The organism is Microcoleus sp. MOSTC5, from assembly GCF_036701825.1.
Classification (GTDB): domain Bacteria; phylum Cyanobacteriota; class Cyanobacteriia; order Cyanobacteriales; family Microcoleaceae; genus Microcoleus; species Microcoleus asticus.
Genome location: NZ_JAUBRK010000113.1, coordinates 1 through 10,840 on the forward strand (window position 1 = coordinate 1; position 10,840 = coordinate 10,840).

Consider the following 10,840-nt stretch of genomic DNA (forward strand, 5'->3'; position numbering starts at 1 on the left):
TGCGCTTGAATTATACTGTCAAATCTTTGAACAATTTCCCTCACCATCCTACCTCAATTAAGATGCGATTACCCTGCTATTTTCTCTACATTTATCGGTCCTAATCCCCGTTCATATGCGCTTAAAAATCGGGTTCCGCAGCTAAAAGCTCGATCGACAAATCCATCTGTTCCTTCCTCCGCGCCAAAAAACTTTCGCACTCCTGCCAACACTCCAAAGCCACCGCAAACTGCTCGAAAACCTCTTCTAGAGGCAACTCTCCCGATTCCACCCGATCGATAATCGCTTCAATTCGATCGACCGTTTCCTCATAATTCCAGTCAGACTGGCGCAACGGCGAATCAATCATAACTTTTCTTCCGCATCCCATACTTCTACAATCTTAACTTTCAGCACGCCCCGACTCAACCTCACAGTCAATTCCTCTCCCAATTCCAAACCGTCAGTTGTGCGGACGATCGTACCGTCATTTTGAATTACCGCCGCATAACCCCTTTGCAAAACCGCTGCCGGATTCAGTGCGGATAACTTTTCTTGCAATACCTCCAGTTTACCAGTTACTTGCCGCAAAGTTCGGGATGTAGCAGGCAAGCGTTTTAATCGATTTTGTAACAGTTGCAAATGCTCTTCTTCTGTCTGAAATCTTGCCCGCACAGCGTTTGCTAAATTGACCATTCGCTGCTTGTGTTCTAAGTAAATATCTGCCAAAATTGGTACAGCTTGAGCCGCCGCCGCAGTGGGAGTGTGGGCTCGTTTATCTGCTACTAAATCGGCGAGAGATTCGTCTCTTTCGTGCCCGATTCCTGTAATAATTGGAATCGGGCAATTCGCGATCGCCCTGACAACTCTCTCATCATTAAAACAAGCCAAATCTTCCGCAGAACCGCCGCCGCGCGCTAAAACGATCGCATCAGCCCTACCGTCCAATTCTACCCGAGCGATCGCCCTAGCAATGGCAGCAGCAGCCAATTCTCCCTGCACTCCTGTCGGCGACAGCAACACCCGCAAACCCGGATATCTTTGGGCTAGAGTGCGCTGAATGTCCCCCCAAGCAGCACCGGTATCGGATGTCACCACGGCGACAATTTGCGGGTGTGCGGGAATCGGGCGCTTTCTGGCGGGATCGAAGAAACCCTCAGCCTCCAAGCGCGATCGCAATTGCTGCAACCGCAAAGCCTGCAATCCTTCCCCAGCCGGTAGCGATTGCACAACAGTCAACTGGTACTCGCCGCGATTTTTGTAAACCCGAATGCTTCCCAAAACCAGCAACTGTTCTCCTTTTGCGGGCATTTGCACCAATTTTTGCCGCTGAGAATTCCACACCACGCAGCGAATGGCAGCGCTTTTGTCGGTGTCGCAAAGAGTGAAAAAGCAGCCGCTGGGGTGGTGCGAAACGTTGGACACCTCGCCTGTCAGCCAAACTGATTGCAGGTTGCGATCGCCCTCCAACAAGTCTTGCAGGTAAGATGTTAGTCCGGCAACAGACAACGCTGTATCGGGAAGAATTGAAGTCATCCAATTTTAGATTTTAGATTTTAGATTTTAGATTTAGGCTACTATCAATACTTCGGACAGTGTGTGATTGCCAACCGTAAAATAAGGGTTTCAGGGCGATTGCGCAATCTAGTTCCTAACGGAAAATCAATGGTTTCAGACTAGGATCTAAAAATAGTCCGGACTATTGTACTAGATCTAAGGTAATTTATTTGTATACCGATCGGCAGATCGTTAATTAACTGCAAACAAACTCATGATATCAGATACAACGACTTCGATGAATGTGCTGCGCCAAGAGGCTGCGGCGATCGGCATTACTGAGGCCGAAGCCAGAAAATATGGCGACCTCCGACATAAAAGAACTTGGTCTTTGGCGATCGAACATCATCTCTCAATGCAAGATTTTGCCGATCAAATAGAAACATCCTTCACAACTTGCGAATCCGATTCCTCCAGCGCACTCAACCACTCTCAGACTTCGGAGTCGAAAGGCTATGGTATTCAGCTTACTGCGAACCTAGGCGAATCTAGAGTAACCAGGGAGAACCAAACAGCATCTCTTCCTTCGTTTCAACAGCCAGCAGAAGAAATCGGGCGATCGCAGGGCAATTCTGAGCACCGCAGCAACCAAAGCCGAGGCTTTAAACAAGTAGTTCAAAATCATATTAAAGCATTAACAATTGCATCCGCAACCCGCACAAATCAGCCCAATTCAGCACTGGGAAATTGGGTTTGTCCCGAGTGCGGGCCCGAGGGCGAAATTAGCTGTCACCTGTGCGAGGGTACTGGCAATGTAGACGATATTGCAGCTATTGGGTGGACGCTAGCTTATATGGAAATGTTGGGCTGTTCTGCTCGCGAAATCGAACCGCTCAGGAAATTTCCGCCTTCCTCAAATATTCTGGAATTGAATTTAAAAGTTTGTGTTGCTATAAAACAAAGTAGCGAAGTTTTAGCCCGGACTGAAAAATGGGTAATTGGTAATTGGTAATGGGTAATATCCTATTCGGTTACATCGCTCCGAATATCCAAGTGCTATTCGTCCCACTCGCGAGCAAAGAATCTGTACATCGCCCAAGCGAAGAAAATGGCATCTAGGAAAATCATCAAATTCTATCTCTTTCTTCCCATCTCCCAAGTCGAAACTCAAAAATTTCCCCCATCCCCTCATTTTCCGTCGCTAACAAACAATATGGATTCCAGTTTTTTCAAAGCAACTTCTAAATCATCATTAACAACCTGAAAATCAAATTCCCCCGCAGCTTCAATTTCCTCTTTAGCCCGCAGCAACCGACGGGCGATCGCACTTTCGGAATCTTGACCCCGACTCCGCAAGCGCCGTTCCAACTCATCCCAAGAAGGAGGTAAAATAAAAATTCGCAGCGCCTCTGGAAAATTATTCCTAATTTGCCTCGCCCCTTCCAGCTCAAGTTCCAAGATTACCGATTTTCCCTCACCGATTCCTTGTTTGAGACCCAAATAAGGAGTACCGTAAAAATTACCGGCAAACTCGGCCGATTCGGCCAATTCTCCAGCCTCAACCATTTGTTCAAAGCGGCTGCGGCTGACAAAATAGTAATGCTTTCCCTCAATTTCTCCCTCACGGGGCGATCGAGTTGTCACCGATACCGAAAGATACAATTCGGGATGGCGATTGAGGAGCGATCGTAATAAGGTGCCTTTCCCCACACCGCTAGGCCCCGTCAGAACAATTAATTTACCGGATTTCATTTTTAGAATAGAAACGTGTAACAATTTAAGTTTCTGCTTACTTTAGACTGTAAACGCTTAAATTGCAACTGACCAACCTCAATCATCCCGACCTTGAGCGTCTTTGCCGATCGCAAAACGATTAGCAACAGTTTCCGGCTGAATCGCCGAGAGGATGACGTGACTCGAATCTGTAATAATTACCGCTCTCGTGCGGCGGCCGTAAGTTGCGTCAACCAGTTGTCCCCGCTCCCGCGCATCAGTAATAATCCGCTTAATTGGCGCTGACTCGGGACTGACAATGGCAATCACTCGATTAGCAGACACAATGTTACCAAAACCGATATTAATTAATTGAATATCCATGAAAATCTTAATCTGTAGGTGAACGATTGACTATCAATCCTTACTTTTTATCATATAATATACAAAGATTTTTTCTGACAATCCTTAAATTAATCCCAACTAAGTGTTTTAGTTTATACCTAATTTTTTGACCCACTTGACGCCGATTACCCTGTTCTTTATCAAAAATTTAAAAAAGACTCGCTGTTGCCGCTCTATCTTAAAGATTCGGTAAAACCGTCGATTTTTAGTTGCTAATAAAAGCATTAGCTGTATCGAGAAAACACCCCTTAAATATTGCGAAATATAAAGTTAATTTCAGGGAGAGGGAAAGTTAAGTATAATCAGCGCTCAAGGACAGCAAATATTTGCAAATGCGGGTTTGATGAGCCTTCAAACTAAACAAAAATCTGCTGGCGATCGCACTTTCTGCCCGATTTTTCACCGCAATATTGGGGATGATGTGCCAAACTACAGATGTTTATTGCATGATGTTCTACAATAAAATGGGTTTGTAGTGAAAATTTTAGTCCTATTAATACCAATAAAAAAAGTGTTTAATACCAATAAAAAAAGTGTGGCTCCAATTATCAATTTTATAACAATAAAACTTACGCAAAAATAACAATAAAACTTACGCAAAAAGTTTTACGCATGAATTATAACGTGTTCCAGGTTTATGAATTGTAGGGACACGGCAATGCCGTGTCCTACGGGGAACGAACGATCTGTTGTGTGCTTAATAAACCTGGAATCTGCTGAATAGCGGTAAGACTTCATCCACACCGCACCCTACACATACATGATATGCCTAAATCTTGTTTAACAAAAAACAGGGATTAATGCAGATAAATTTACCCGCATTAATCCCCAGTAATTCCACACTTAATTAAGCCGCAACTAAACCGCTGTGCCTCAACAAAGCTTTAGTGCTCGGTTCGCGTCCCCGGAAAGTTTTAAACACTTCCATCGGGTGCAAACTGCCGCCCAATCCTAACACTGTATCTCGGAAGCGCTTGCCTGTAGATGCGATCGCCATTTCATCTTCCAAACCCGCTTCCTCAAACGCCGCAAAAGCATCAGCGCTGAGCACTTCCGCCCATTTATAACTGTAATACCCTGCCGCATAGCCGCCCGCAAAAATGTGTCCGAAAGCGCACAAAAATGCGTCTTCTTCCAGAGGAGGCAAAACAGTAGTAGTTTTAGCGATGCGGTTGCGGACATCGGCCACAGTTTCGCTGCCGCCCGATCGGTAGCGGTGGTGCAATTCGATGTCAACGCTGCTAAAATGTACTTGCCTGAGCATGGCGGTGCCGCTCATGTAGTGGCGCGCTGCTAGCAGTTTTTGGTAGTAGTGTTCCGGCAAAGTTTCCCCGGTTTCGTAATGCTTTGCCATCCCGAACAAAGTCGCGCGGTCGTAACACCAATTTTCCATAAATTGACTGGGCAATTCCACGGCATCCCACTCAACATTATTGATGCCCGAAGCCCCCGGATAGTCTACCGTTGTCAGCATATGCTGCAAACCGTGACCGAATTCGTGAAACAAAGTTTCGACTTCCAAAAAAGTCATTAAACTCGGTTTCCCGTCAACAGGAGGACTTTGGTTGCACACCAAATAAGCCACCGGCAACCGCGTGGTTGTCTTGGACGCTTCCACAAATTTAGCGCGCACCACGCACTCGTCCATCCAAGCACCGCCGCGCTTTTCCTCGGGGCGGCTGTAGGGGTCTAAATAGAAATTGGCGATCCTATTTCCTGCTTCGTCATCTATTTGGAAATAGCGCACATCTTTGTGCCACACAGGAGTTTGACCGTCCGCCGCAGTTACTGTCACGCCGAACAGCCGCTTGACTAATCCAAATAACCCCTCTAATACCTGCGGCAAAGCAAAGTAAGGGCGCAATTCTTCGGCACTAAAAGCAAACTTTTCTTCCCGCCGCCGTTCCGACCAAAAACCGATATCCCAGTGCTTTAAATCCTTAGCTTCCGGCGCGCCTTTTTCGGCAGCAAAATCTTTCAATTCTTCTAAATCTTTGACAGCAGCACTGTAACTAGCTAAGCGCAATTCTTCTAACAAAGCTTCCACTGCTGCAACGTCGGGAGCCATTTTGCTCGCCAAGCTCAATTCGGCATAACTGCTAAACCCGAGCAAAGCAGCTTTTTCCTGGCGCAAAGCTAAAATTCGATCGGTCAACGGCCAGTTATTCAATTCTCCGCTACTTGCTCTGCTGATAAAAGCTTTGTACAACTTTTCGCGCAAGTCGCGGCGGGTGCTGTGCTGCATGAAAGGGCCGTAACTCGGAAAGTCTAAAGTAATCCGCCAAGGGCCGTTTTCGGCATCCGCATTTTCTTCGCCCGCGCTGCGAGCGGCTTGAGCTGCTAAACTCAACAAACTCGGCGGCAAACCGTCAATTTCGTCTTTGTTTGTGAGGGTGATGCTGAATGCTTTGGTAGCGTCGAGGACGTGATTGGAAAATTGGGTAGTAATTTCCGCCAATTCTAATTGAATGGCATTAAAACGCTCTTTTTGCTCGCCTTTTAAACCGACGCCTGAGAGTTGGGCGTCTCGGAGAGCGGCTTCGACAATTCGCTTTTGAGCTGACTCTAAGCTGTCCCAATTTTCGCTAGCCCGCAGCGCTTTAAAAGCTTCATAAAGCGGTTTGCTTTGACTGAGCTTGCTCCAAAATTTTACTACTTCCGGCTGCACTGTTTCGTGAGCCGATCGCAGTTCCGGGCTATTTTTCACCCCCATCAAATGTCCGACAATGCTCCAGCTCCAATTTAAACGCTCTCCGAGCCGCTGCAAGGGTTCTACTAAACCGCTCCATGTCGGCTCGACAGACGATTCTAAGGCAGCTAGCGAGGCTTCTAGTTCGGTCAGCAGTTGGGTAACAGCGGGGACTACCTGCTCTGGTTTGATCGCGTCAAATGGAGGCAATCCTTGACCGATTAGTAACGGGTTATCAGCAAGAGTGAGAGTTGCAGTCATAGAATTTTGTTGTAGCAGGTTGAAAACAGGTGAACTACGCAGATTAGCTTTTCATTTTGTAACACATTTGTCGAAAAAGTTGGGATCTATTCGCGGTAGAGTCGGAGAGTCAGAGAGTGAGAAAATCTTCCTAATGACTAATGACTAATGACTAATAACTACTGACTATTCTGCTGCAACTCCTTGACAACCGAGATTAAGCGCTTGAGGTGAGGTTTAACAACTTCTTGCTGCTCGTGTTCCAAACGGTGGATTTGAGCTTGGACGATTGACAAATCACCAGTCGATTGGTGCGCGGGAGCTTGCAGTTGGCTTTGCAAATTGGCCATGACTTTCTGGATTTCCAAAAATCGAGTATTTACTACTTCCCAGTCGTCTCGGGTGATAGAAGTTTCTGCCAAGCCTTGCGTGGCGCTTTCGAGTTGCTCTATAGCCTGTTCCACAGCTTGGAGATTCGCCGATTGGTCAACCGATAAATCTTGCAGTTGTGCGCTCACCTGCTGGCGGACATCGAGCACAGCAGACGCCACGATTTCTTGCAAAGAAGCTACCGACTCTCCTAAACTCAGCAACTGCCGCTGGATGTCGATCGACTCCTCAAAACCTTCTGCCCCAGGCAGTGCAGCCATTTGCTGGCGCAGCGCTGCAATATCTGCTGACAACTGCTTGCGCAATTTAACAATTACCGTCACCGCTGTTTTTTCGACCTTATTTACAGACTTTTGCACTTGAGCCATTTCGGAATTTTGATGCACCCGCACTTGCTGCTCGAACCGATATCTGTTAGCAACATTCAGGGACAAAGCCAAAGTTAGGGGAGCCACCCCGTAAAAAGCTTGACCCGACACAGCCACCGCCAGGGAACCCACACCAGAGGCCGCCAGAGAGGCGTACTCTGCCAGCTCCAGCCAGTGCCTTTGAGGAAAACTTTGCCTCAACTGGTTTCCAACATAGGGGTTTGGCTTCCGCACGGCTCTTTGAGTCATAGTATTTTCTCGTTGTTGGTAAGGTTGCGAGACTGGGTGGAGCATCTATTTCTATCCTTTTTTCAGTTATATGTTTTAGATTATTTCCTGAAACTATTCTATTTTTACCTTTGTCAGCAAGCAAAGGATGACTGACATCTGATTGTGTATTTGGGAGCTGACGGCGATCGCGCCCAATTCCGGCTGTTAAAAGGTTCGCCCCAACGCGCCCTCTATTTTACAGGAGTTAGGGTCATCGGGTTCGGGCGATCGACAATAGCTGCCCAGGCTAACCGAACAATGCCTAAGACTATTTTAGATTTTAGATTTTAGATTTTAGATTAAAAGTTAAAAAAATGCGACCTACTGACGGCGATCGGGGTTTGGAGCTTGTCTGGAGTTGCATTTTTGTGCGCGCATTGGTATAATCTAATGTTTCTCAATTGCCCGGATAAAATTTACTGCAAAAATTGACCGATGAACTCAGAAAAATCAGGAATTGCCGATCGGCTAAAGTCCATTTTCACTATCGCCATCTTTATCATTCTCGTACTAGCAGTAGGCTTTTTAAGCGTTAATTTTATTTCAGCTCTCTATGCCAAATTTTCTTAAAATTAGTCCTGGACGCATCTGGTTCAGAAACCATTTTTTTTGATGATAATAGTTCGTCGCAGCCCGCAGACTCGGTAAAAAACCCGGTTTCTAGGAGTCGGATTGCGTAATAGCAAGTCGGACAAGGCAATGCCGTTGCCCCACTTCAAAACAGGCGATGCCAGAGACGTAAATATCACCCAATTATGTTGTAGAGAAAGGGCACTGCCGTGTCCTGACCGTGGGTAATTTATCATAATTTCAACTATAAAGATTGTGATCTGGGTCTAGCCAGACAATATAAAAAACATTTTCACTAAAAAAGCCATGCACCCTGCCGCATTCATTAGCAGGTATTTAAAACTGGTACGGAACATTTACTAGCTCGTCTTCATTGGAAATCCCAAAGCCATTAGGTTCAGTAGTATTTTTCCAAACTATACCATGATATCGCAAACTTTTACTCTGATTATTGATAACTTCTGGAGCGTTCGGTAGTGCTTTTATGTAAAGGATGGAGAAAATAGAGGGGGTTGAGTCTTCAGGATTGCTAATCGGATTTGGTGATTGTAGTCATGAATAAAATTCCAAATAGCACCAGCCATGATTCTCCAACTTCTTAGAAAACGATAATGTCTTCCTGACTAATCGCGAAATTCGCTGCCTTAGAGTATTATTTAATCGTTCAATGTAACTCGTCAATCCGCTTTCTTTCCCCACAGGCTGATGCCGTGAATGTCGGTAAAACCGCAGCATATGCCTCCCAATGATCGGTATAAATCTTGGCACTGCAGGCGATAGACACTCGGTAGGGAATCCCATAATGCAAGAGCCGACTTTAAGGAACGGTCTCCAATATGACATCCGTGAACTTCCCGAGTCTTGGCATCCATCGCTAACCAAACCCATTGTTTATTCCCTTTGTTGTCTACTTTCATACCATAGTTCATCCATTTGGACGGTGTGTTTTCCAACTTCTTTTGGGCTCACTGTAGCCTTGGGTTCTACGGCAGTGTACAAGTGGTTTACATAATGCAAGAAGCCAGAAGAGAGGAAACACCCATGAAGGAGGGCAATGCCAGCAAGAGAAATCCGTTCCAGGAGAAGCAACTCAATTTTTGCGCCCGGTGTCGGTGTTTTTGGGTTGCCACTTAGGATTTTCGACTTTCCTGGCGACCACAGTCACGACATTTATGGTGAAAGTTTTCCGCGACGAGTCATACCATTTTTCATCACATCGTCAGAACCACAAGTGGGACAAATCAGATAGGGTTTCATCATGAGACTCCTCAAAAGATTGGCATAGAGCTATTATCCTCTATCCTTTACATAAAAGCACTACCTAATTTGTGCGGACTTGAGTAACGCAAATATGAGCGGCGTCAATTTGAAAAATGCTAGTTTGAGTGGTGCTAATTTGAATAGTGCCTACCTAAGTGGTGCCAATCTCAAAGGTGCTAAAGTTAGCATTTATGACCTGAGTGGTGCTTTGCTTGAAGGCGCTATTATGCCTGATGGCTCGAAGTATAAGTCTCGGGAATATCTGGTCAAAAATTAATAAATTGATGCCAGTTGGTTGATGACTTTGATGTCAGCTTTTCTACTAAAAAGGTGACGATATCTTTAGTAGAAAAGCTTTGGCTTACTGAAATGCGGTCGCTACTAATGGTGAGAGATTACTCTTTAATTTCTGAGACATACAATGTCCGCTCAAGAAGTTGTTGCCTTGCTCAATGAATTGGTAACAGGCTTTGATGAAATGACAGAAAAATACGGTATGTCTGCGATCGCTCCCCGTGCTATGGTTTAGTTTATATTGCATTATCTGTAATTGAGGTAAAGTTGGGCAAATCCAAAGATTACGCCTTAAACCGCTGCATTTAGGCGGAAAACCCCCTTAATTTATTTCCTCAAAACTGACAAACCAATAAGCAACGCTCATTCTATGGCTACAACAAACGACGAGCCATTACCCTTACACGAACTGATTTCGCGGATTTTAGCACCGGAACCCTCATTTCAGAAGCCGAAGGGACTTCTATCGGGGCTGGGTACAATGCAAGCCCTCAATCAGAGCCTCGCAAATCAACCCCTGCTCGATTTCATCAACGCCACTTTGCGGGGAATTAGTCAGGTCATTTTTGTCAACAACCCTTTAAGTGGATTGCTAATCCTCGTTGCTATGTTCATTCAGTCTCCCTGGCTGGGGAGTATGAGCTTAGTCGGGACTGCCAGCGCAACGCTAATGGCGATCGTCCTCAAAGCCAATCCAGGCGCCATCCAGAATGGGATCTTCGGGTTGAATGGAATGCTCGTTGGTGCGGCGATGGCTTTCTTTGGGGGGTTTGGTAATGGAGCCTGGAATCCTGTCTGGGCGATCGCCATCATTATCCTGTCTGCTCTCGCAGCGGTGGCGATGGAAACGGTAGGGACGTGGTTTGCCATCCGGTTCAGAGTGGCTCCCCTGGGCATCCCATTTAATGGGGTGATGCTGACCTTTCTACTCCTGCTGGCATTTGTGCCCCAACCCTTCTTCGATCTGGGGCCGCCGCCACCCCCTTTTCCAGCGGGTGCAATTGACGGATTTCGCTTGGTACAATCGCTGCCGATCTGTCTGGGGTAGGTCTTTTTCTCAGACAAGCTTATTTCAGTTGTGCTAGTCGTCCTAGGGCGTCGGTTCAGTATTAGGAGTTGACAAAAAAAGGAATTTATGAAATTAGCCAGTGCATGAGTTCGAGTC

General features: G+C 46.1%; 11 protein-coding genes and 1 pseudogene. 4 read left to right on the plus strand and 8 right to left on the minus strand.

The features are described from left to right. Nucleotides 1-121: 121 nt before the first annotated feature. Complete coding sequence (gene xseB, locus QUA54_RS32685; protein ID WP_333419011.1) at nt 122-349, minus strand: exodeoxyribonuclease VII small subunit; 228 nt, start codon at nt 347-349, stop codon at nt 122-124. Further along, the gene (xseA, locus tag QUA54_RS32690) at nt 346-1,515 is read right to left on the minus strand and encodes an exodeoxyribonuclease VII large subunit (protein WP_333419013.1); all 1,170 of its coding nucleotides are present in this window, start codon (nt 1,513-1,515) and stop codon (nt 346-348) included. The genes xseB and xseA overlap by 4 nt, the downstream gene beginning before the upstream one ends. 235 nt (nt 1,516-1,750) lie before the next feature. On the opposite strand from xseA, the gene QUA54_RS32695 reads away from it, so the two are divergent. Next, nucleotides 1,751-2,488: a hypothetical protein gene (locus QUA54_RS32695; RefSeq protein ID WP_333419015.1), complete on the plus strand. Its 738-nt coding sequence runs from the start codon at nt 1,751-1,753 to the stop codon at nt 2,486-2,488. A 176-nt stretch (nt 2,489-2,664) separates the two neighbouring features. Here QUA54_RS32695 and gmk read toward each other — a convergent pair whose 3' ends face one another. The 4 genes from gmk to QUA54_RS32715 form a co-directional block, all read right to left on the minus strand. Next, complete coding sequence (gene gmk / locus QUA54_RS32700) at nt 2,665-3,228, minus strand: guanylate kinase (protein WP_333203668.1); 564 nt, start codon at nt 3,226-3,228, stop codon at nt 2,665-2,667. Between the two features lie 78 nt (nt 3,229-3,306). Further along, nucleotides 3,307-3,573 carry an extracellular matrix/biofilm regulator RemA gene (remA, locus tag QUA54_RS32705; RefSeq protein ID WP_293332561.1) on the minus strand — a complete coding sequence of 89 codons (267 nt, stop codon included), beginning with the start codon at nt 3,571-3,573 and terminating at the stop codon, nt 3,307-3,309. 868 nt (nt 3,574-4,441) lie between these two features. Continuing rightward, a complete protein-coding gene (locus tag QUA54_RS32710; RefSeq protein WP_333419017.1) occupies nt 4,442-6,544 on the minus strand; it encodes a M3 family metallopeptidase in 2,103 nt (700 codons plus the stop codon). 158 nt (nt 6,545-6,702) lie between these two features. Then, a complete protein-coding gene (locus QUA54_RS32715) occupies nt 6,703-7,575 on the minus strand; it encodes a hypothetical protein (RefSeq protein WP_333419019.1) in 873 nt (290 codons plus the stop codon). Between the two features lie 99 nt (nt 7,576-7,674). Between QUA54_RS32715 and QUA54_RS32720 the strand changes: the two genes are divergently transcribed. Then, entirely contained in the window at nt 7,675-7,842 is a 168-nt protein-coding gene (locus QUA54_RS32720; RefSeq protein WP_333193867.1) for a hypothetical protein, read from the plus strand. Nucleotides 7,843-8,144: 302 nt separating this feature from the next. Here the strand turns inward: QUA54_RS32720 and QUA54_RS32725 are convergent, their stop codons facing one another. Beyond that, on the minus strand, nt 8,145-8,357 hold the full coding sequence (locus tag QUA54_RS32725) for a hypothetical protein (RefSeq protein WP_333419020.1): 213 nt from the start codon (nt 8,355-8,357) through the stop codon (nt 8,145-8,147). A gap of 246 nt (nt 8,358-8,603) precedes the next feature. After that, a pseudogene (locus QUA54_RS32730) lies at nt 8,604-9,378 on the minus strand (IS1 family transposase). Nucleotides 9,379-9,457: 79 nt separating this feature from the next. Between QUA54_RS32730 and QUA54_RS32735 the strand changes: the two are divergent. Beyond that, the gene (locus QUA54_RS32735) at nt 9,458-9,658 is read left to right on the plus strand and encodes a pentapeptide repeat-containing protein (protein ID WP_333419022.1); all 201 of its coding nucleotides are present in this window, start codon (nt 9,458-9,460) and stop codon (nt 9,656-9,658) included. A 387-nt stretch (nt 9,659-10,045) separates the two neighbouring features. Next, nucleotides 10,046-10,723, plus strand: coding sequence for an urea transporter (locus tag QUA54_RS32740; protein ID WP_333419024.1), 678 nt, complete (start codon nt 10,046-10,048; stop codon nt 10,721-10,723). Nucleotides 10,724-10,840: the final 117 nt, after the last annotated feature.